General features: G+C 39.6%; 17 protein-coding genes. 8 read left to right on the plus strand and 9 right to left on the minus strand.

Annotated elements, in window-relative coordinates:
• Positions 1-13: 13 nt before the first annotated feature.
• The 3 genes from P3L40_RS09810 to umoD all read left to right on the plus strand — a co-directional run bounded on the left by P3L40_RS09810 (position 14) and on the right by umoD (position 4,536).
• Positions 14-1,633, plus strand: a complete 1,620-nt coding sequence (locus P3L40_RS09810) for a bifunctional metallophosphatase/5'-nucleotidase (protein WP_094960435.1) — start codon at positions 14-16, stop codon at positions 1,631-1,633.
• Between the two features lie 412 nt (positions 1,634-2,045).
• Entirely contained in the window at positions 2,046-3,350 is a 1,305-nt protein-coding gene (locus tag P3L40_RS09815; protein ID WP_004253300.1) for an NAD(P)/FAD-dependent oxidoreductase, read from the plus strand.
• A gap of 589 nt (positions 3,351-3,939) precedes the next feature.
• A complete protein-coding gene (umoD, locus tag P3L40_RS09820) occupies positions 3,940-4,536 on the plus strand; it encodes a UmoD family flagellar biogenesis regulator (RefSeq protein WP_004253302.1) in 597 nt (198 codons plus the stop codon).
• A 69-nt stretch (positions 4,537-4,605) separates the two neighbouring features.
• Here the strand turns inward: umoD and mfd are convergent, their stop codons facing one another.
• The gene (mfd, locus tag P3L40_RS09825) at positions 4,606-8,049 is read right to left on the minus strand and encodes a transcription-repair coupling factor (RefSeq protein ID WP_136135182.1); all 3,444 of its coding nucleotides are present in this window, start codon (positions 8,047-8,049) and stop codon (positions 4,606-4,608) included.
• Positions 8,050-8,325: 276 nt separating this feature from the next.
• On the opposite strand from mfd, the gene lolC reads away from it, so the two are divergent.
• From lolC to lolE, 3 genes are read left to right on the plus strand one after another with little or no spacing between them, the layout of a single operon-like run.
• Positions 8,326-9,528, plus strand: coding sequence for a lipoprotein-releasing ABC transporter permease subunit LolC (lolC, locus tag P3L40_RS09830; RefSeq protein ID WP_004253308.1), 1,203 nt, complete (start codon positions 8,326-8,328; stop codon positions 9,526-9,528).
• Positions 9,521-10,222, plus strand: coding sequence for a lipoprotein-releasing ABC transporter ATP-binding protein LolD (gene lolD / locus P3L40_RS09835; RefSeq protein ID WP_210853245.1), 702 nt, complete (start codon positions 9,521-9,523; stop codon positions 10,220-10,222). Before lolC ends, lolD begins: the two co-directional genes overlap by 8 nt.
• Positions 10,222-11,469: a lipoprotein-releasing ABC transporter permease subunit LolE gene (gene lolE / locus P3L40_RS09840; protein ID WP_096863869.1), complete on the plus strand. Its 1,248-nt coding sequence runs from the start codon at positions 10,222-10,224 to the stop codon at positions 11,467-11,469. The genes lolD and lolE overlap by 1 nt, the downstream gene beginning before the upstream one ends.
• A 78-nt stretch (positions 11,470-11,547) precedes the next feature.
• On the opposite strand, the gene P3L40_RS09845 is transcribed toward lolE, so the two are convergent.
• Together P3L40_RS09845 and P3L40_RS09850 are read right to left on the minus strand one after the other, a co-directional pair.
• Entirely contained in the window at positions 11,548-12,093 is a 546-nt protein-coding gene (locus P3L40_RS09845; RefSeq protein ID WP_136135181.1) for a class IV adenylate cyclase, read from the minus strand.
• A gap of 139 nt (positions 12,094-12,232) precedes the next feature.
• Positions 12,233-12,721, minus strand: a complete 489-nt coding sequence (locus P3L40_RS09850) for a TIGR00645 family protein (RefSeq protein WP_094960443.1) — start codon at positions 12,719-12,721, stop codon at positions 12,233-12,235.
• Positions 12,722-13,140: 419 nt separating this feature from the next.
• On the opposite strand from P3L40_RS09850, the gene cobB reads away from it, so the two are divergent.
• Positions 13,141-13,974 (plus strand): Sir2 family NAD+-dependent deacetylase, encoded by an 834-nt coding sequence (gene cobB / locus P3L40_RS09855; RefSeq protein ID WP_036958103.1) that lies wholly within the window; start codon positions 13,141-13,143, stop codon positions 13,972-13,974.
• 51 nt (positions 13,975-14,025) lie between these two features.
• Here cobB and P3L40_RS09860 read toward each other — a convergent pair whose 3' ends face one another.
• Positions 14,026-14,736, minus strand: a complete 711-nt coding sequence (locus tag P3L40_RS09860) for an SDR family oxidoreductase (protein ID WP_004253328.1) — start codon at positions 14,734-14,736, stop codon at positions 14,026-14,028.
• Between the two features lie 385 nt (positions 14,737-15,121).
• On the opposite strand from P3L40_RS09860, the gene pepT reads away from it, so the two are divergent.
• A complete protein-coding gene (pepT, locus tag P3L40_RS09865; RefSeq protein WP_004253330.1) occupies positions 15,122-16,357 on the plus strand; it encodes a peptidase T in 1,236 nt (411 codons plus the stop codon).
• Between the two features lie 167 nt (positions 16,358-16,524).
• Here pepT and P3L40_RS09870 read toward each other — a convergent pair whose 3' ends face one another.
• The 5 genes from P3L40_RS09870 to P3L40_RS09890 form a co-directional block, all read right to left on the minus strand.
• Positions 16,525-17,124 (minus strand): LysE family translocator, encoded by a 600-nt coding sequence (locus tag P3L40_RS09870; protein WP_004253335.1) that lies wholly within the window; start codon positions 17,122-17,124, stop codon positions 16,525-16,527.
• Between the two features lie 331 nt (positions 17,125-17,455).
• The gene (locus tag P3L40_RS09875) at positions 17,456-18,580 is read right to left on the minus strand and encodes a cupin domain-containing protein (RefSeq protein WP_004253337.1); all 1,125 of its coding nucleotides are present in this window, start codon (positions 18,578-18,580) and stop codon (positions 17,456-17,458) included.
• A gap of 248 nt (positions 18,581-18,828) precedes the next feature.
• Positions 18,829-20,286 carry a two-component system sensor histidine kinase PhoQ gene (phoQ, locus tag P3L40_RS09880; RefSeq protein ID WP_172412197.1) on the minus strand — a complete coding sequence of 486 codons (1,458 nt, stop codon included), beginning with the start codon at positions 20,284-20,286 and terminating at the stop codon, positions 18,829-18,831.
• Position 20,287: 1 nt separating this feature from the next.
• A complete protein-coding gene (gene phoP, locus P3L40_RS09885) occupies positions 20,288-20,962 on the minus strand; it encodes a two-component system response regulator PhoP (RefSeq protein WP_004253350.1) in 675 nt (224 codons plus the stop codon).
• Positions 20,963-21,229: 267 nt separating this feature from the next.
• Positions 21,230-22,000 (minus strand): hypothetical protein, encoded by a 771-nt coding sequence (locus tag P3L40_RS09890; RefSeq protein WP_004253353.1) that lies wholly within the window; start codon positions 21,998-22,000, stop codon positions 21,230-21,232.
• Between the last annotated feature and the right edge of the window lie 123 nt (positions 22,001-22,123).

Below are 22,123 nucleotides of genomic sequence, written 5' to 3' on the forward strand. Positions count from 1 at the left end.
AAAGGTAAAATAAATGAAACATAAAATTGGATTACTCACACTGCTCATTTCTGGTGCACTTTTAGCGGGTTGTGCTCCCAAAAATACAGATACCGTAAAAGTACAAGTCATTGGTATTAATGATTTCCATGGGGCTTTACAAGCCCCAGGTGATGGTAAATTAGGTGGTATTGAGTCAATTGCCACGCTGGTTAATCAATTAAGAGCGCAAAATGATAAAACTATCGTTGTTGGCGCGGGTGATTTAGTCGGGGCAAGCCCATTACTGTCATCGATGTTTTATGATGAACCTACCATTGAAGCCTTAAGTGCGATTGGTATGGAAACCAGTGCAGTTGGTAACCATGAGTTTGATAAAGGTAAAGAAGAGCTGCTGAGAAAACAAAACGGCGGCTGTCACCCAACAGCAGGTTGTGTGGGTAAAGATTCCTTTGATGGTGCTAATTTTAACTACTTAGCGGCCAACGTTATTGTGAAAGAAACAGGAGAAACTCTGTTCCCATCTTACTTTATTAAAGAGTTTGATGGCATTCCAATGGCATTTATTGGTTTAACGTTAGAAGGTACGCCAGCTATCGTGACACCAAGTGGAACCGCAGGGTTAGAATTCAAAAATGAAGTCGAAACTATTAATAACCAAGTGAAATTATTAAAAGCACAAGGTATTAACAGTATCGGTGTTCTGATCCATGAAGGCGCAACACAACAAGTTGATACCAAAGTTAAAGATATTAACCGTTGTGATAATATCAAAGGCCCAATCGTTGATATCGTTAAACAATTAGATGCGAATGTAGACTTTGTTGTCAGCGGTCATACACACCAAGCTTACAATTGTGAAATCAATGGGATGACAGTAATTTCAGCCCAGTCTAACGGGACTTTATTATCTCAATTGAATATTGAGATTGATAGAAATACGAAAGATATTGTTAGTATCAATGCAAAGAATATCCCTGTTGAAACGAGCCGTTATGAGAAAAACCCTGAGTTAACCACGTTCGTACAAAAATACGAAAAAATTGCCTTGCCTATTTCGCAACAAGTGATGGGCTCTTTAACAGCAAATGTGGATAAAAAATTATTGCCTGCAGGAGATTCAACTCTAGGTAAGATTATTGCTGATGGGCAATTATATGCAGCTTCCAGCAAAGAAGCGGGTGGTGCGCAAATTGCGTTTATGAACAGTGGCGGTATTCGTGCTGATATGAAAGCAGGGGAATTAACTTACGGTGATATTTTCACTGTCCAGCCATTCTCTAACGTGGTTGTTACGCAATCGCTAACAGGTGCACAAATTAAACAAGCGCTTGAGCAGCAGTGGGATCGTGCTCGTCCACAAGTTATGCCAGTTTCTAAAGGTTTTTACTACGAGTGGGATGACAGCCGCCCAGTGGGTGATAAAGTTATTCAAAAATCAATGAAATTAAACGGTAAGCCGTTAGACATGAATAAAAGCTATCGTGTTGCTGCGAATGAATTCTTAGCAACGGGTGGTAGCCGTTTCTCTGCCTTCAACCAAGGTAAAGACCGTGTTTATAGCCTGCCAGATAACGAAGCGTTAATGCAGTACTTTAAAGATAACTCACCAGTTTCCGTTCCAACGGATGTGCGTATCAAGAAAATTAAATAATAAAATTTAATATTCCATTAAAAACTCTGAGGGTGTTTATCATCCTCAGGGTTTTTTTGTGCTTAATTTCCGGCATGGGGTAACGATGAGAAGGGGGGATTGATTGTGTTTACTAAATAAAAAATGATAAAGTAATAATTCTCATTATCATTATGATTTTTTGAATTTAAACAATTGATTGATATAACGGCTAAAAAGCTGACTCGATTCGTTTGGGGAAAAAAATGATTTGACGAATGTGATCGTAGTCATAATAATCAACTAAATTGATGTGAATCAATATTTGGTATTACCAATAGACCAGTCATGATATTCTAATAGGGTTAGTGTGAGTTGTGGCTAATTATTGTTATATAAGGTTTTTTTATGAGAAACCTTAAATAACATTAATATATTTTGTTTCGAGGGATTTATGACCTTATCTCAACCCAAAATCATCGTTGTCGGCGGTGGGGCTGGTGGATTAGAACTGGCAACACGTTTAGGCCGTAAGCTAGGCCGTAAAAAACGCGCACAAATTACCTTGGTTGACCGTAACCCAAGCCATTTATGGAAACCACTATTACATGAAGTGGCGACAGGTTCGTTAGATGATGGGGTCGATGCGATAAGCTATTTGGCCCATGCTCGCCATAATGCATTTAATTTCCAATTAGGTTCGCTCACGAATATTGACCGTGAAAATAAAAAAGTGGTTCTCGGTGAACTTTATGACAAACATGGTGAATTATTGGTCCCTTTGCGTGAACTAGAATACGATATTTTAGTGATGGCATTAGGCAGTACGTCGAATGATTTTGGTACACCAGGTGTTAAAGAACACTGCATTTTCTTAGATAACCCACACCAAGCGCACCGTTTTCACGACGAAATGCTAAATCTGTTTTTACGTTACTCAGTTCGTGATAACGCAGAAGAGAGCGTTAATATTGCCATTGTTGGTGGCGGTGCAACGGGCGTTGAGTTATCAGCGGAGCTCTATAATGCAGTAGAGCAACTGACCAGTTATGGTTTTAAAGGGCTAGACACAGATGCATTGAATGTCACACTAGTTGAAGCGGGTGAACGTATCCTGCCGGCTTTACCGCCGAGAATTTCAAGTGCCGCACATCAAGAACTTAATAAACTCGGCGTGAATGTATTGACGAAAACTATGGTAACCAGTGCTGATGCAGATGGTTTGAATACGAAAGAAGATGGTAAAATTCATGCGGATCTCATGGTTTGGGCTGCAGGGATTAAAGCACCTGATTTCATGAAAGATATCGCTGGGTTAGAAACAAATCGTATCAACCAATTGGTGGTAAAACCAACGTTACAAACGTCTCGTGACGATATGATTTTTGCCATTGGCGATTGCGCTTCTTGCGCTAAGCCAGAAGGGGGATTTGTGCCACCAAGGGCTCAATCAGCTCACCAAATGGCCAGCCTTTGTTATGATAATATTGTCGCTTTAATGAAAGATAAACCTTTAAAAGAATATGTTTATAAAGACCATGGCTCATTAGTTTCACTGTCTCGCTTTAGTACAGTTGGCAGCTTGATGGGGAATTTAATGCGTGGGGATATGATGGTAGAAGGGCGTATCGCTCGTTTTGTGTATATTTCTTTATACCGTATGCACCAAATCGCATTACACGGTTACATTAAAACGGGGCTAATGATGCTTGTTGGCAGTATTAACAGAATTATTCGTCCAAAGTTAAAATTGCACTAGTCAACGACTAGCTACTTGTTTAATTTGGTTTTATTAGCACTATGCACCTGTATATTCGTATAACAGGTGCATTATTTTTTATTATTTATCATTATAAATAATAATGTTAATAAATATATTAACTAAATCTGTCAAGGCTTATCTATGTTAAATATTGCGTAGAAAAACTATTTAGATCAAATTTAATAGGTTAATTATCGATTATATTGTCACTATTACTTATATAAATATATATTTTATTTTAATGAAACTTAAACCTAGAAATTAATATAAAATAAATGATCCGAATATTAACTTATCTTAAGTTTTAAATAATTAAGATGTAAATCCATTTATATAACGATAACAGCCAACCATAACAGGCTCTTCTATTATCCTATTGATTTAAAACAGTAATATTTTTGATTGTAATCAATAGGTGAAGTTGCACTAATGGTAAAGTTTATTTTTCTAAAACAGTTATAATAAACATATGTTTTCATGATAATTTAAGATAATTCTAAAAAACAACACTATTAGTAGGTAATTATCGAATTATTTTGAGTAGTGGTTACAATAGGCACGGCATACTTTAATAAGGGTTAACACGATGAAGCTAAAATTTAAGTTGTTATTAGCAACTGTAGTGATGCTCCTTATTGTATTGCTCGTGAATTCATTCAGCCAAGAGCCGGAAACTAAATTGGCTACGGTATTATCGGTTGAGCCGATCAAAGCGAATCGCCTTGTTGAGTACGAAAATTGTACAGTAACAGGGGTTTTAGGCACTTTTAATCAGCAATCTCTTTCTCGTTTTCACCCTGCGCAAAGCGAATGCAAAATGATTTTTATGATTGAAGCATTACAAGGGAAAAGCTTTCCATCTCTATTTGATATGCAAAATCAAACCTGTGTTAACACACAAAAAATGGAATTAGTGATTGTTGGATATGACGTTGTGTACCAAATTGGTAAAACAGTTGGAAAAGTCAGAACATCCTATGAACCATCAATGTTTATTCCTTTAGATGATAAAGGGCGTTTGGTGCTCACTTCATCCAATTCAGTATGTGAAACCATGCGCAGTGATATAAAAGAATTATTACCCTTTTATTGTTTACAGCAAAATGAATTACCAATCACAAAAAACTCATCAGCAGTCTTAGAACTGCAACCGAATAAAAATACATTTGGCTTTATGGAATAATTTTTTCTATAAATATTATAGAGATAAAAGGCTACAAGAGTAGCCTTTTATCATTGAAGAGCATCAAACTTAGCTAATTTGATGCTCTTCAAACCCAATGAGTAATTGTTTAATAAACTCTAGTCGAGAAACTCTTTCTGTTAAATCATGGAAAAATTTTAGTCGAACAGGGCCATCTAACCGATAAGTTTGTGGCTGGTTTTGTAATAAGCTTATTAAGAAACTTGGGTCGACTTTATTTTTATCACCAAACTCAATAAAGCCACCTTTTTCATGAGCTTCAATACGTTTAATACCAAGAGCTTGAGCTTGTAATCGAATAGCTGCGTTCGCTAATAGGAATTTACCTGCGTCAGGTAAACTACCAAAGCGGTCGATCAGTTCTGTACGCAATTCGTCGAGCTCCTGACTGTTTTTTGCACTGGCTATTCGTTTATAGAAAGACAAGCGAATATTCACGTCGTGAATATAGTCGTCTGGCAACAGAACAGGCATACGCAACTCAACTTCTGTTTGTTGGCTAGTTAAATCTTCTAATGAAGGCTCACGCCCCTCTTTAAGCGCATCGACAGCACTTTCTAATAGCTCCATGTACAGGGTAAAACCAATAGTGGTCATTTGCCCACTTTGGTCTTCACCAAGTAATTCACCCGCACCACGAATTTCTAAATCGTGAGTTGCTAAAGCAAAACCAGCTCCTAAGTCTTCCAATGATGAAATGGCTTCAAGGCGTTTATGTGCATCGGTGCTCATAGCTTTGGGATGCGGGGTGAGTAAGTAAGCGTATGCTTGATGGTGAGAGCGACCAACTCGTCCACGTAGTTGATGGAGTTGAGCTAATCCGAAATGATCCGCGCGTTCAATGATAATGGTATTCGCTGTTGGTATATCAATACCGGTTTCAATAATTGTGGTGCATATCAATACATTAAAACGTTGATGATGGAAATCCGTCATTACGCGCTCTAACTCGCGCTCACGCATTTGGCCATGCCCAACAACAAAACGTGCTTCAGGGACTAACTCTTCAAGGCGGGCCTTTGCCTTTTCAATATTTTCAACATCATTGTAAAGGTAATAAACTTGGCCGCCACGTAAGGTTTCCCGTAAAATTGCCTCACGGACAACTAAGTCATCATATTGGCGCACAAAGGTTTTTACAGCCAAACGACGTGCTGGTGGTGTGGCGATAATAGATAAGTCACGCATACCACTCATGGCCATGTTAAGAGTACGAGGAATAGGTGTGGCGGTCAGCGTTAAGATATCAACGTCTGCACGCATAGCCTTTATTCGTTCTTTATGGCGGACACCAAAGCGGTGCTCTTCATCGACGACGAGCAAACCTAAATCTTTCCATACTAAGTCACTTTGTAGCAACTTATGGGTACCTATTAGAATATCAACTTTGCCTTCCGCGGTCTGGGTAATAATTTGTTGTTGCTCTTTCGCTGTTTTAAAGCGTGATAACATTTCTATGCGGACAGGCCAGTTAGCAAACCTATCTTTAAAATTATCATAATGCTGTTGTGCAAGTAGTGTCGTGGGGACTAAAACGGCAACTTGTTTGTTATTATTAATCGCAAGGAATGCGGCTCGCATTGCCACTTCGGTTTTACCAAAGCCCACATCACCACACACGAGTCGGTCCATTGCTAATGGTTGGCACATATCACTGAGAACAGCATTGATGGCGACTTCTTGGTCAGGCGTCGTTTCGAATGGAAAGCCTTGACAAAATTCTTGGTATTGTTGTTTATCATGCTTGAATGCAAAGCCAGCCTTAGCGGCTCGTTGTGCATAAATATCAAGCAGTTCAGCAGCAACATCGCGTACTTTTTCTGCGGCTTTCTGGCGTGCACGACCCCAGCTATCACTACCTAATTTATGCAATGGGGCGTTTTCATCAGCGCCACCTGCATAACGGCTAATTAAATGGAGTGAAGAAACAGGAACATACAGTTTATCATCACCGGCATAGGTTAAAATTAAATATTCCGCTTTAATACCGCCCGCTTCTAAGGTAATTAAACCTTGGTAACGGCCTACACCATGCTCAATATGTACCACAGGTTGCCCAGGGCGTAATTCAGCTAAGTTGCGAATGAGGGTGTCAGTATTAATGGTGCGGCGGTTATCTGCCCGGCGACGAACAACACGCTCCCCAAGCAGGTCACTTTCGCAAATTAATGCCCTATGGATATCGGATTGAATAAAGCCGTGTTCAGCGGCACCAATTGTGATGGCAAATCTGCTGTCAGTAGGGCTAGTATAGCTTTGAATAATTTCAGGGCGAATTTTTAAACGGGCTAATAGCTCGGTAACGGTTTCACGTCGGCCTTCACTTTCCACAGAAAAGACGATGGTTCCATCAAATTGTTCAGTAAACTGACGCAATTTTTCAAGCGGCGTTTTGCTTTGCCCTTGTGTGCTGATATCCGGTAATGGCAGGTAATCTAAATTAGTATTTGCCGCTTTTTTGGGTAAAGATTCGAGGGATAACTGAATACGCGGCCATTTTTTTAACGATTGATTAAGTTGTTCAACAGTTAACCATAGCTCAGAAGGGGGGAGTAATGGGCGCATTGGGTCAACACCACGGCTTTCATACCGCTGCTGAGTATCAACCTGAAAGCGTTCAGCCGCTTCTTGTAAGCTCTGAGAAACAATTAAACTTGATGGCGGTAAATATTCAAATAAAGATGGCAGTGGCTGAGCAAAGAATAAAGGCTGCCAATACTCGATACCCGTCGGTAAGGTATTTTTACTGACTTGCTGGTAAATATGCTCTGGATCACGGCGAACTTCAAAGCGCTCGCGCCATTGGCTGCGGAAACGTTCAATAGCGTCTTTATCGGTCGGGAATTCATGAGCTGGGAGTAAATTGATTTGCTCTACTTCTTCGAGTGTTCTTTGTGAGTCAACGTCAAACGTTCGTAAGCTATCAATTTCATCATCGAAGAAATCAATACGAAACGGCAACGAGCTACCCATGGGAAATAAATCGAGTAAAGCGCCCCGTGTGGCATATTCACCATGCTCTAAGACTTGCTCTACATGGCGGTAGCCAGCGTTATCGAGCTCATTACGTAAGTTATCACGGGAAAGTTTGTCACCTTTTGCCATCACTAAGGCATGACTGGTTAAAAAGTCAGCAGGACAGACTTTTTGCATCAATGTATTGACGGGAAGAATTAATGCGCCTTTTTGCAAACTGGGCAAACGGTACAGTGTCGATAAACGATGAGAAATAATTTCCTGATGGGGGGAGAAATTGTCATATGGCAATGTTTCCCAGTCAGAAAGAGTCTCTATAGGGTGTTGTGTAAACTGTTGAATTTCATCTCTTAAACGTAATGCATTTTGCATATCACGTGTCACGATGATCACAGGCCCTTGGTGACGTTGTATTATTTCTCCACATTCAAGTGCACCAGCCGCCCCGATGAGGCAACCTAAATGGCGAACATCGCCACTACGACTAGGGAGTTCATAACGAAATTTTGACAACATAGAAATCTTCGGTATCTCACAGCGATTAGTAAGCAGTTAAACAAGAGTTAGCCCAAACATAGCCAATTTTTGTACGAAAAATAGTTAAGTTAATCAACAAATAGTTAAACTACAAAATTTATAACAAAACAATCAGTTTTAACTCGTAATTCGTCTGAAAGTCAGACAAAAAGGCACTTAAAGCAGAAAAAAAACCATCGGGTGGTTCCATTCATCAATCGTACCCTTTATTATCGCTGAACACTTCGCTTTGGCAACAGGGGCATCATAGATTTCATGCACCAATCTGTCTCATTATTTATAGGCCTACGCTATTTACGTGGGCGTGCTGCGGATAAATTTGGGCGTTTCGTATCCAGTTTATCTGCTATTGGTATCACACTAGGGGTTGCGGCATTGATAACCGTCACCTCAGTGATGAATGGGTTCGAGCGATCGTTACAAGATAGCATACTTGCTTATATGCCGCAGGCAATTTTAACCTCTGCCTCTGGAAATATAGACCCAGCAAAATATCCAATATCCGATCTACAACATTTAAAGGGTGTCAGCCAGATCGCACCTATTGTGCAATCTGATGTGGTATTACAAAGCCGAACCAATGTTGGCGTGGGCGTTATGGGGGGAATCGACCCCGAAGAATCTTCGCTGTTATTGGATAAACTGGTTGTCGGGCAACGCAATGACCTCAAAGAAGGCAGTTATAATGTTTTTCTCGGGAATAAACTTGCAGAAACACTCGGGGTAAAACGTGGTGATGAGGTTCGCTTAATTATTCCAGGCGTGAGTCAGTTAACACCGATGGGGCGCATTCCAAGTCAGCGCCTATTTACTGTGGCGGGTATTTTCCAAACAAATGGGGAAGCGGATACGAGTGAACTGGTCGTGGCACAACAAGATGCCGCACGTATGCTTCGTTATCCCGCAGGCCACATTACTGGGTGGCGCTTATATTTAGATGAGCCTTTACAAGTTGACGTTCTAAGTCAGCAAGCGTTACCAGATGGCTTAGTATGGAAAGACTGGCGGGAGCGTAAAGGGGAGTTTTTCCAAGCCGTTCGCATGGAAAAAAATATGATGGGCTTATTGCTTAGCTTAATTATCGCAGTGGCGGCATTTAATATTATTACCTCGCTATCACTGTTAGTGATGGAAAAGCAAGGTGAAGTGGCTATTTTAAAAACCCTAGGTCTCAAACGTTGGCGTATTTTAATGATATTTATGATCCAAGGCGCTGGAGCGGGGGTGATTGGCTCACTCATTGGCACGATATTAGGCACGATACTTTCTAGTCAACTGAATGTCATTATGCCGCTGATCGGTTTATTACCCAAAGGCGTCTCTTTACCTATTGTGCTTGATTACTCTGGTATTTTAATTATTGCACTAAGTGCAATGCTGATTTCTCTGCTGGCAACGCTTTATCCTTCTTGGCGTGCAGCAGCGGTTCAACCTGCTGAGGCTTTACGTTATGAATAAACAACCACTTCTGGTCTGTGAAAAATTAAGCAAAACATATCAAGAAGGGACATTGTCGACGCAAGTGTTGAAAAATGTCAGTTTTTCCATGGGGCGTGGGGAAATGATGGCCATCGTGGGAAGTTCTGGTTCAGGTAAAAGTACCTTATTGCATTTATTGGGTGGCCTAGATACCCCTTCAGAAGGGAATGTTATCTTTCGTGGACAGCATATAAATCAATTAACCTCAGATGAGCGTGCTGCTATTCGTAATAAAGATCTCGGTTTTATTTATCAATTTCATCACCTTTTACCGGATTTTACTGCCCTTGAAAATGTGGCAATGCCTTTATTAATTGGGGGGATTGCGAAAGAAACTGCGTTTTCTAAAGCAACTGAAATGTTAGAGGCAGTTGGGTTAGCACACCGAGCAGGGCATCGGCCTTCTGAATTATCAGGGGGAGAACGCCAGCGTGTTGCTATTGCAAGGGCGTTAGTGAATGAGCCAGCACTGGTTTTGGCAGATGAGCCGACAGGTAACCTTGATTTACGTAATGCAGATGCCATTTTTGAGTTGTTGGGTGAATTAAACCGAATACAGCGGACCGCATTTTTAGTCGTCACCCATGATATGACTCTGGCTCGGCGGTTATCCCGCCAATTGGAAATGCGAGATGGGCATTTGCAACAGGAAATTACCTTGGGGGCTCGGTAATGTCTAAATTGCCTCTTTCACTAGTCACGGCGCTGCGTTTCAGCCGTGGTCGACGCCGAACAGGGATGGTTTCATTAGTCTCGATAGTTTCAACGTTGGGGATTGTTCTTGGGGTCGCGGTGCTAATTATCGGTTTAAGCGCAATGAATGGCTTTGAACGCGAATTAAATAACCGTGTGTTATCTGTTGTTCCCCATGGGCAAATTTTTGCTGTTAAGCCACCGTATAAAGATTTGGAGTTTGCTGAGCAAGTTATCCGTAAAACGCCCGGTGTAGAAGGTGTTAGCCCTTACATCAATTTTACGGGGTTACTTGAACGTGGTGCAAATTTAAAAGCAATTCAAGTCATGGGGGTTTCACGAGAAACTCAGCCACAAGTCAGTGCGTTACCTCAGTTCATTCTCAATGATGCTTGGCAACATTTTGATGCAGGCAAACAATCAATTATTTTAGGCCAAGGTGTGGCGGATGCATTGAATGTGAAGGTTGGGGACTGGGTAACAATCATGATCCCAAATACCGATGCTAGCTTGAAAATTCAGCAGCCTAAGCGTATTCGTGTACAGGTGACGGGTATTTTTAAACTTAGTGGTTTGCTCGATCACCAGTTAGCACTCGTTCCTCTCGCAGATGCACAGGAATATCTCGACTATGGGGATGGTGTGACAGGGTTTGAAATCAAAGCAACAGACCCATTTATTGCCGATCAAGTCGTTTATGATGCAGGCTTGAAAACAATGCATCATGTCGTCGTAAAAAGTTGGATAGGCGATTATGGCTATATGTATAATGATATTCAAATGGTTAGAAGTATCATGTACTTAGCTATGATATTGGTTATTGGCGTTGCGTGTTTTAATATTGTTTCTACTCTTGTTATGGCGGTTAAAGATAAAAGTAGTGATATTGCTGTATTGCGTACCTTAGGGGCAAAAGATAGGCAAATTCGTGCTATTTTCTTATGGTATGGTTTGTTGGGCGGCCTTGTTGGCTCATTGATTGGCGTTGTGCTTGGAGTCGTCATATCATTAAATCTAACACCCATGATTAAGGTGGTAGAGGCTATTGTTGGCCATCCAATTTTATCGGGTGATGTTTATTTTATTGACTTTTTACCTTCTGAATTGCATGTCATGGATGTGGTTTATGTTTTAATTACAACCATTGTATTGAGCTTACTAGCTAGTTGGTATCCTGCTCGTAGGGCAAGCAAATTAGACCCTGCACGTATTCTTAGCGGGCAATAGCTATTAGTAGGGTTATAGGGTTAGAGAGCCAATGGTTTTTAGGAGACGATTCTAAAAACTTATTGGCTCTTCCTATGATTACTGCGCAGCTAAAAACATCTGCTTATAACTACGAGTTTCCACCATTTCTTCTGTAAATCCATATTGCTTGGCGGTCGCCATCAATTTTTGATATAGAGCTTCAAGTAAATCCTGCTCATCTGTCATAATGGCAAATTCAGCAAACCAGCCGATCCCACTAAGGTGGTCAATTGTAATGTGGATGTCATTCAGGAAATAAATGCTTCTTATTTTAGTTGTGGTTAAGTAGCAATGATATCCCAGTGTCGTTAACATGTTTTGTACATGGCGGCAGTCATCAATATTAATGGCTTTGCATTCAGAAGCTCCAGGCCCTTTAACTATCCATAATTTTATGCCTGATGGCACCATTTCACGTACACACATACTGACGCTATTGTCAGCTAGTGGTAGATGCGGGTTTTCATAGAAACAATCTGTTTCTGTATTATTTTCCGTAAAGGGTTCAGCTAAGTCGGCCTTTATTTTATGCAGAAAAGTGTCGGGGTCCGGTAAATGAAATTTAATTTCAGCTTCATATTTACCGACAAAATGTTGGCTCATGTAAAGTTCCTTGGTACTAACCTTCAGGATAATGATGGTAACACAAAGCGAAAATAGACGAGGGAGATAAAGATGAGGTTAGCGAATAAGTAAGTGCCTAGGTATTTAAATTAGGCACTTTTAGCATAAATTCTACTGGTTATTTTTTTGTCATTTTATCTAGATAGCCCATAACGAATGCAGATAATACAAAGGTTAAATGGATAACGACGTACCACATCAACTTGTCATTTGAGACACTTTTCAAGTCCATGAAGATTTTTAATAGGTGAATGGAGGAAATAGCAACAATGGAAGCCGCGACTTTATTTTTTAATGATGAAGCATCCATTTTACCTAGCCAGCCTAGTTTTTCACTGCTGTCAGGGATATCCATTTGGGAGACAAAGTTCTCATAACCAGAAAACATCACCATCACCAATAACCCACCGACTAATGCCATATCAATCAATGATAATAGCGTTAAAATTAAGTCAGCTTCAGGAATTGAAAGGATATTTGGCAAAATATGGTATAGCTCTTGAAAGAACTTAATGGTTAAAGCCAATAGTGTCAGTGAAAGCCCAAAATAAATAGGCGCTAAAATCCAACGTGAAGCATACATCGCTCTTTCAAAAAACTTTTCCATGAAACCCCTTTTAGTGGTGAATTAGCAACACAGTAAAATCTGCGAGGCGTATTTTAACTGCACGGAGAGTGAACGAGAAAGGTTTTTTTATTGTTTTACAGTTACGAACGTTTTATGGCGAATTTATGAAATATTAGTGTCATTTTTATGAATAAAAAGTGACAAAATCGATGCCTTTGATATTTTTATTTGCATTCAGCAAGATGATGCGTTTTAGTATGTTAACATTTAGATAATGTCATCAGTGCTGGTAAGGAAATAGTTAGTATGCCAATAAAGTATATACTTGGAGCTTGATTATTTTAAAAATTTCAAACAATCAGCGTTTATAAGTTTGTGTCGTAATGACATGATAAAAACAATTAATATTTAACATGATATAAGTTTATTGGTTATATGGATGAAAGGAAGCTTTGATGTTGCGATTTCGTTATAGGTTGAAAAAAGCTCGTAAGAATAAATGTATACGCCGCCAGCGACTTCGTAACCGGTCTTTTTATATAGATAATAGATTGGGTAATATGAAAAATGTCAATATTGTCGTTTTAACAGGAGCAGGTATTTCAGCCGAATCTGGTATCCAAACATTCCGTTCTGCGGATGGTTTATGGGAAGAGCATCGCGTTGAAGATGTGGCAACTCCTGAAGGTTTCGAACGTAACCCTAAATTAGTACAACGTTTTTATAATGAGCGACGTCGGCAGTTACAGCAAGAAAATATTAAACCTAATGCTGCTCACTATGCACTTGCACAGCTTGAAGAGATTTTTGGTGACCGTTTTTTGTTAATTACACAAAATATAGACAATTTACATGAAAGAGCGGGAAGCCAGCGGGTTATCCATATGCATGGTGAACTATTAAAAGTTCGCTGTAATTGGTCAAATCAAGTATTGGAGTGGAAAGGGGATTTATCGGTCGATGACCGCTGTCATTGTTGCCAATTCCCTCAGCCGCTGAGGCCCCATATTGTTTGGTTTGGTGAAATGCCAATTGGAATGGATTATATTTATCAATCCCTTGAATCTGCGACCATTTTTATCTCTATTGGAACCTCTGGCCATGTGTACCCTGCTGCAGGCTTTGTTCATGAAGCTAAATTACATGGGGCACATACGGTCGAACTGAATTTAGAGCCTAGCCAAGTGGAAAGTGAGTTCGATGAAAAACACTATGGTTTAGCCAGCAAAGTCGTTGTTGAATATATCAATAAGCTTATTACTGAGTTACAGGTTAAAAATACCGCGCAATAAGCTTTCAATACATAACATTATAAGGGGAAACGTATTGTTTCCTCTTATAGGTTAGACGTTTGTATCCATCATGGCTGGCATCGTAATCTCTTTGACGCAGGTTGCATTGCTCGTATTGGCGATGAAGCGTACGGCATTGACAACGTCTTGTAATGGGATCAATTGCCCATGACTTTTTTCAATGACTTCGTCAACGGGGGTAGTGAGTGGATACTCAGTCGCTAAATAACCTAAATTTATAACCGATATTGCTATTTTATCTTCCCGTAATGTTTCTCTTAACGATTGAGCTATTCCCCTGATGGCATATTTGGTAGCAGAAAAGGTGACTTCCTTGCCATTATGATTATCTAAACCCCATGTGGAACCAATCAATATAATCTTGCTATTTTTCGCTAAACGCAAATTGGGTAACAGTGCTTTTAAGTTCAATAAACAGGCGCTGATATTAGTCTGAACCATATTCAGCAGCTCTATGTCATCAGTCGATTCAAATTGGTACTCTTCACTAAAAGCGAGTTTCTCCCATATACCCACATTATAAATTAAGGTATGAATAGGTTGACTCTGAATAACAGACTTAATGGAATTCGCGCTATTAATGTCATTTAAATCAGCAGGGATCCACGTAAAATTAGTTTGCTCAAAAGGAGGTTTTGAGCGAGAAACACCGTAAATATGGTCTGTATTTTCAGGGAATCCTTCGACTAATGCCTTACCTAATCCTTTGCTAACACCATAAATTAAACATGTTTTTGACATGAATTTTCCTATAAACGAGTAAAATTTTGTTTTGTTTATTATTAGCTAGTAAATAAAATAATAAGGCTTCATATATAGCATACTATTTCAATTTAATGATTGATGATTAGTGTAGTGGATGAATGATATTTAACCAAAAGGTGTGTTTTTAGGTAACAAATAAATAATAATCGAATAATTAATACAATTTGATTATTACCCTTATTTATTATAGGTATTGATTGCTGCAGTAATAGCCAACCTGTAAAAGATAGGCTAAAAAATAAATTTCTTTAAAGATTTATCATAAAAAATAGTGAGCATTAACAGGAAAGCTGATTTGAGACAATAATTGAATCTGTGATCTTTCCCATAATATAGGCATTGATATTTTAGGGGGAAGGGTATGGACAAACTCTTAGAGCGGTTTTTTGAATATACCGCTTTCGATACACAATCAAAGCTAAACGCAAAAACAGTACCCAGCAGTGCAGGACAGTTAAAGTTCGCTCGTGCATTAGTTAATGAACTGAATGAGTTAGGTTTTGAAAAAATAACGCTAAGCGATCAAGGTTGCGTGATGGCTTATTTACCGTCAAACGTTGATTGGGATGTTCCTACTATTGGTTTTATTTCACATTTAGACACAGCGCCTGATTTTTCAGGTAAAAATGTGAGTCCACAAGTCCTCGAAAATTATCGAGGAGGGGATATTGCGTTAGGTATTGGTGATGAAGTGCTATCCCCTGTGATGTTTCCGGTACTCCATGAAATGATTGGTAAAACGCTGATCATGACAGATGGTAAAACTTTATTGGGTGCCGATGATAAAGCGGGTATTGCAGAAATAATCACAGCCCTCGTACGTTTAAAGGAAAAAAATATTCCTCATGGTAAAATCTGTCTTGCATTTACCCCTGATGAAGAGATAGGACGCGGGGCTCGCCATATCGATTTTAAACAATTTGATGCATTGTGGGCCTATACCGTCGATGGTGGTGGAGTTGGTGAATTAGAGTATGAAAATTTTAATGCGGCTAATGTTTCCATTAAAATTGTTGGCAATAACACTCATCCCGGTACAGCTAAAGGCGTAATGGTGAATGCATTAGGACTAGCGAACCGTATTCATTCGATGTTACCACCTGATGAAACACCTGAAAATACAGAAGGGTATGAAGGGTTTTATCATTTAACATCGTTAAAAGGTACAGTTGAAAAGGCCGAGTTGAATTATATTATTCGTGATTTTGACTTAGCAGGCTTTGAAGCTAGGAAGAAAAATATAATTCGAATTGCTGAAAAAGTTGGCGAAGGGCTGCACCCAAGCTGTTATATCGAACTGACACTTGATGATACCTATTATAACATGCATAAAGAGGTCATGAAGTACCCACATGTTATTGAATTAGCGAAACAAGCAATGCTTGATTGTGGCATTGAACCAGTTATTCAACCTGTCCGTGGTGGTACCGACGGTGCACAGCTTTCACATCGCGGTTTACCATGTCCAAATATTTTCACAGGTGGTTATAATTTCCATAGTAAACATGAGTTTATAACACAAGAAGGTATGGAGCAGGCTGTTAGTGTGATTATGCGTATTGCGGAGCTAACGGCCATTCACGCACGGCAATCGTGATATTTTATGAGAAGTAAGAGAGGTTGTTGACAAAGTGGGATAAAAGCGTGGTTTTTCCCACTTTGTGTTATCAGCCGAAAATCAATAAATTGATTTTCCTAATTTATTTTCAAAACCTATTCGACTTGCCGCTAAACATAATATGTTTGTCAGCACTCTTACTGTTGTTATTGAAATAATACAGAAATACCACTAAGTGCCAGTAAAACTCCCATGACTAAATTAAACCGCTTTAATGTCTTAGGTTGTTTTAGCCTTTCTCTTAATTTACTACCAAACATAGCCCAGATAGCAACACATGGCCAATTGATGGCTGCAAATATGACAGCGACTTGCAACATTGATAAATAAGGTGAAATTGTATTGGTATACATCGCCATTCCAGAGACTGCCATCATCCAGGCTTTAGGATTTATCCATTGAAATAACGCCGCTTCTAAGAAAGTTAGTGGTTTAATTTCTTGGTTATTTGTCTGTGCAATTGAATGGCTAATAGTGGTTTTCCATGCAAGCCAGAACAAATAAATAATTCCAAAATATTTTAATATCGAATAAACCATAGGGGATGATTGAATCAATGCGCCCACCCCTAGCCCTACTGCCACTAACATAATAAGAAAGCCAATTGATACTCCAAATGAATGAGGTAATGTTTTTCTAAATCCAAAATTAATACCTGAAGCAAGTAACATAATATTATTTGGGCCTGGAGTTATGGATGTCACAAAGGAAAACAATGATAAAGCCAAAAGAGTTTCTATGTTCATGTTGTTATCATCTTTAAAAGGGACAATTAACGCTGTGCGTGACTGGCGACGGTGAAGTCAAAACAGTTTAAAATTGAATCAAATAATGTGCTTTATCTTTGCGTGCTTACGGGCAAGAAGGGGACATATTGCGAGTAGGTGCTAGCGGGATATAATATATATTAAAATAAATAATTTAGTTATTAATAATGATGTGTTAATTGTAGTCAGCGGTTTTCAATTGATGGTCAGGAGGGTGCTGCCATATCATACTAATAATATTATTTTTAATAAAAGACCCATAATGAATGGGCCTTTTTCACAAATATAAATTTAATATTATCAGTACCGATTAATCATCAAAATACCAATAACCATTATTAACGAGCGCAGTAAGCAGTGCGATGAAATTAACATCATCAATGGCATCAGCTAAATTTTCGCTATTAACGGCATCATAGCGGCATAAACTATCAGCGGCCTCATAACACTCAGTTTCCAAGCATTCACCATTAACAAAAAATTGGTCGCCAACGCGTAATGCTCTGAGACCATTTAATTTGTATAAGGTTTCTTGCTGAGTTTTTAGCAAATCATAGATTTCTTCTTGCTCATAAGGCGGTTCAGGTGGCGCAATGTCTAACTCGTGGCGTGATTGGGAGATAAACTCACCTAACCATTTGCGAAAGAGCTCAGGGTCATTAATGAGTGATTCCATCATCTCACGCAGCTTAATTTGTTCACCTTGCAAGATCTCCGCGGGGTTATCACGGAATGATAAATCAGGGTCACTATAGCGGTAGCTGCCTAAATCGTTAGAAATTAAGTGATCGGCAAAGCTACTGATTAATTCACGAGTATTTGGTGCACGAAAGCCAACCGAGTAATTTAATGAAGGTTCAATGGCGTAGCCTTCATGTGGGAACCCAGGTGGAATGTACAAAATATCGCCGGGTTCCATTTCTTCGTCGATGATGGCATCGAAAGGTTGTACTTGCAGTAAGTCAGGGTGCGGGCAATGTTGTTTCATTGGGATTTTTTCGCCCACGCGCCAACGACGGCGGCCTTCACCTTGAATAATAAATACATCGTATTGGTCGAGGTGAGGACCTACACCACCGCCGGGGACCGAGTAGGAGATCATTAAATCGTCCATTCGCCAGTCTGAAAGTACACGGAATGGTTTCATCAACGCAGAGCTTGGGTGATGCCAATGGTCAACAGCCTGAACTAAAATAGACCAATTTTCTTCACCGAGATGGTCATAGCTTTCAAATGGGCCATGGCCAACTTGCCAAATCCCTTCTTTATGGCTAACTAAACGGCTATCAACCTCATCTTCCATCGCCAAACCTGCAAGTTCGTCAGGCGAGATAGGGTCAATAAAATTTGCAAACCCTTTTTTGATAAGCAGTGGGCGCTTCTGCCAGTGACTGTCGAGGAAACTTTGCCAGTCGAGATTTAGTTTGTAATCCATCTTATTGTCCCTTGGAGCTGCTAAATATAGCTAATCAGTTTATTGCAATATACCCGGTCTCAATACTACAAAATGACCTATATGTGTAATGGTATGATGTTAAATAAACTTTATGAGAAACATATAGTAAAGGTTTATCTTGAGAGTAAACCAATCAGTTACCCTAAATTACTTTTCATAAAACACTTCACAAATAGTATACCGGAAATGGTTTGTAAAATAGGGGGTAAACGGACACATATCACAGATTAACTATCTTCAATCATAGATTGCTGCCTAAATGTGACGGATAAACGCGCTCCGCCAAGAGGGCTGTCACTAATTATGATTTCCCCGTCATATTGGTCGATAATATCCACTGCAATAGATAAGCCTAAACCTTGACCTGGGCGAAGGGTGTCTGCGCGTTGCCCTCTAACGAAGATCAAACTACGTTTGCTTTCAGGCACCCCTGGGCCGTCATCATCGACAACTAATGTTAAGCTATCAGCACCTACAACAGCACTAACTTCAACAAATTCAAGGCAATACTTACACGCATTTTCCATGATATTACCCATCACTTCCATAAAGTCATTGGGTTGACCCAGCCATGTTGTTTCAGGAGAAACATTAACCGTTATAGAAACACCTTTGTGCTGATAAACTTTATGTAGGGCACTTGCAAGGCTATCTAGTATTGATGGGACAGATGAAATTTCACGTAGCATCATGTTTTCATCACCTTGCGTTGATGCGCGGTGTAAATAATAACCCACCTGTTGAGAAATACGGCCAATTTGTTCAAGCATGATAGGCTCTGCTTGTTCAATGTTCATTTGTTTGCCTGAACGAAGTAGCCGCAATGTTGACTGTAAAACAGCTAAAGGTGTCTTTAAACTGTGTGTTAAATCAGAAAGTGTGGTGCGATATTTACTGTAGCGTTTTCGTTCATTCGTTAACAAAATATTAAGGTTGCGTACTAGGCCGCGAAGCTCATACGGTGGGTTCTCATCCAGAGTATCCCGTTCACCTTTTTCTAGGCTACTGAGTTGTGATACTAATGATTTAATTGGCCGTAGACTCCAATAAGCAGCTAGCCATAATAACGGGATGACTAAGATTAAATTAGCCAGCAAAACATAACCAAACCACTCCCAAACTAACCCGGTATTTTGTAAGTCTTGTGGTAGAGTATCTACAACGACTATGGTGAGTGGGGGCAGGTTTTCACTTGCTGCATATTGGTTGACGGACACGGAATGAGTCAGCGGTTCGTCATCGTTATCCATGTCATCTAACTTTGTATTGAATTCGGGGTTATCGTCTAGGAGTTGGCGGGTTTCACGAATATCCGTATCAATTTCATATAAGCCCTCTTTTTTTAGCCAATCATTACGGATCAGCCGTTCAACGCTAGGCACATCACGTTGGCGCCATAGCACAAGCCCTTGTTCATCATAAATAATAACCAAAGTTGGGTTATTCAAAGTAAAATTTGGTGGGACTCGGATGTCAATTTTATTATTTTGCCATTGGGCTAGGCTATAAATTAAGTTACTTTGGCTACGTAATAAGGTGTAAGTCGTTTTATCAAAACTAATTAAATACCCCAAAATCGCAACAATACCATAGGATAAAGTGAGCGCTAAGATTACCGCTGATGTTGCACAAAGAAAACGTGCTCGTAGCGAAAGGGGTTTGAACTTAAATTTACTTAGCCACATATTAGCCATTCACATCAAAACGATAGCCTTGACCGCGTACAGTAACAATTACATCATCACTATGGAATTGTTGAATTTTTTTGCGTAATCGGCCCATTAAAACATCGATAGTATGACTTTCTCTAAGTTCGGCATCTGGATAAAGCTGGCGCATTAACGAGTCTTTGCTAACCACTTTTCCATTATTGCGGAGCAGTGTTTCAATAATGGTGTATTCAAAAGCCGTTAATTTGACGGTTTCACCATTAACTGTAAATTCTTTACGTGAGAGGTCAATAACGAAATTACCTAATTCGAGAACTTGTGAAGCGAGACCGCTATTTCTGCGCATTAAAGCTTGCATACGGGCGACCAGCTCTTCTAGCTGGAAAGGTTTCGTCACGTAGTCATCTGCACCACTGTTTAGCGCTTGTACTTTTTCTTGCCAACTCTCCCGAGCCGTCAATACTAAAAGTGGAATATTGACGTGCTCACCACGCCAGCGTTTTATCATGGAAAGCCCGTCTTCATCAGGTAAGCCCAAATCGACTACCGCGATATCTGGACAACTTTCGTGTAAAAAATAGTCAGCTTCTTTTGCGTCTTCAGCGGAGTCAACCTGATGACCCAGATCTTTAAGCTGTACGGTTAAATGGTGGCGAAGTAACGCATTGTCTTCGACAATAAGAATACGCATGGGAAACCCTCACATTGAAAAGAGATAGCTACAACTGATTCAAATAGTAGCACTAGTAACGCTATGGTAAAAAGAGTTCTGAATAACGACAAGAGATTAAGTAAATATAAATCAAACGAACCGGAAAAATAGTTTATTTTCACTAAGGCGCAGATATGAGGTGTTGATTGTGTAAATATGTGAAGAAATATAGTTGATAAAAAATGAATATGACCTAGTTATATTTTTGTCTGCAAATAAAATTTAGAATTCTTAATAATCAATGCATTAATTCTTTTTAGGAACACGTTGAATATAACGTAAAGAGATGAATTGAACAATTAACGCGCAGATAATTGCTATGGTATAGGCAGCGAATAAATTAAATTTAGGTAACACGAGGCTTAAACTATAGAAGAAAACCGCAAAGCTGAATAGCCCCGCGACGAGTCCTCTCATAACTCGCTGAGCTGCTTGCGCGTTTATCATAATATATGAAAATACAGCTAATATTGACGCCATAAAAGGATATGAGGCTAAAACACCACTTGCTCCTGCACCAATAAATGGCGCAATTAAAGTCACCCCCACCACCAGCACGGCAATTAATAACATTCTCGCTGGCAAATCCCATCTGGGAGGAGATAGTTTTTTAAAATTCACGGGTACATTAGGTATAAAAATCATTGCTATCATCATAATTAGGATATCAATGATGAATAACATTGATTGAGAAAGCTGACTGACTTGTAAAATATAAGCGGTCACACTAAATGTGAGTGTCGCTATAATGAGAGCTTTGCAACAGCCATATGCAACTAAAAAATAAAACACGACCGCAAAACAAGCCTGCGCAGCCGTTGCTGATAATGAGCCTAAAGTTGCTTGCGTGGCAAATTCTGTGCCATATTCGAGAGCAAGGAAAAAAGAGATAGGGCCAGAGGTCAACGGTAAGCCGACAATAAGGCCGCCAATGGATTCACCCCATCGGCGAGCAGCAAGGCTTGCTGTTAGTAATAAAAGTGGCGTGATAACGACTTTGAAAACGAATAGTTCCATTATCTATAGCCGCCTTAGTTTATAATACATATATAGGTAATAAATAGTTCGGATAGTGCAACTAACCAATTAATAATAGAACGATATGTTAAAGTAAGAACTGATTTAGCGGTGTGATATTAG

Source organism: Providencia sp. PROV040 (assembly GCF_032706145.1).
In the GTDB taxonomy this organism is placed as follows: domain Bacteria; phylum Pseudomonadota; class Gammaproteobacteria; order Enterobacterales; family Enterobacteriaceae; genus Providencia; species Providencia hangzhouensis.

Excerpts from the sequence above, each read along its gene's own strand:
- P3L40_RS09810 (WP_094960435.1), top strand. The coding sequence starts at position 14 with ATGAAACATAAAATTGGATTACTCACACTGCTCATTTCTGGTGCACTT.
- P3L40_RS09815 (WP_004253300.1), top strand. The coding sequence starts at position 2,046 with ATGACCTTATCTCAACCCAAAATCATCGTTGTCGGCGGTGGGGCTGGT.
- umoD (WP_004253302.1), top strand. The coding sequence starts at position 3,940 with ATGAAGCTAAAATTTAAGTTGTTATTAGCAACTGTAGTGATGCTCCTT.
- mfd (WP_136135182.1), bottom strand. The coding sequence starts at position 8,049 with ATGTTGTCAAAATTTCGTTATGAACTCCCTAGTCGTAGTGGCGATGTT.
- lolC (WP_004253308.1), top strand. The coding sequence starts at position 8,326 with ATGCACCAATCTGTCTCATTATTTATAGGCCTACGCTATTTACGTGGG.
- lolD (WP_210853245.1), top strand. The coding sequence starts at position 9,521 with ATGAATAAACAACCACTTCTGGTCTGTGAAAAATTAAGCAAAACATAT.
- lolE (WP_096863869.1), top strand. The coding sequence starts at position 10,222 with ATGTCTAAATTGCCTCTTTCACTAGTCACGGCGCTGCGTTTCAGCCGT.
- P3L40_RS09845 (WP_136135181.1), bottom strand. The coding sequence starts at position 12,093 with ATGAGCCAACATTTTGTCGGTAAATATGAAGCTGAAATTAAATTTCAT.
- P3L40_RS09850 (WP_094960443.1), bottom strand. The coding sequence starts at position 12,721 with ATGGAAAAGTTTTTTGAAAGAGCGATGTATGCTTCACGTTGGATTTTA.
- P3L40_RS09860 (WP_004253328.1), bottom strand. The coding sequence starts at position 14,736 with ATGTCAAAAACATGTTTAATTTATGGTGTTAGCAAAGGATTAGGTAAG.
- pepT (WP_004253330.1), top strand. The coding sequence starts at position 15,122 with ATGGACAAACTCTTAGAGCGGTTTTTTGAATATACCGCTTTCGATACA.
- P3L40_RS09870 (WP_004253335.1), bottom strand. The coding sequence starts at position 17,124 with ATGAACATAGAAACTCTTTTGGCTTTATCATTGTTTTCCTTTGTGACA.
- P3L40_RS09875 (WP_004253337.1), bottom strand. The coding sequence starts at position 18,580 with ATGGATTACAAACTAAATCTCGACTGGCAAAGTTTCCTCGACAGTCAC.
- phoQ (WP_172412197.1), bottom strand. The coding sequence starts at position 20,286 with ATGTGGCTAAGTAAATTTAAGTTCAAACCCCTTTCGCTACGAGCACGT.
- phoP (WP_004253350.1), bottom strand. The coding sequence starts at position 20,962 with ATGCGTATTCTTATTGTCGAAGACAATGCGTTACTTCGCCACCATTTA.
- P3L40_RS09890 (WP_004253353.1), bottom strand. The coding sequence starts at position 22,000 with ATGGAACTATTCGTTTTCAAAGTCGTTATCACGCCACTTTTATTACTA.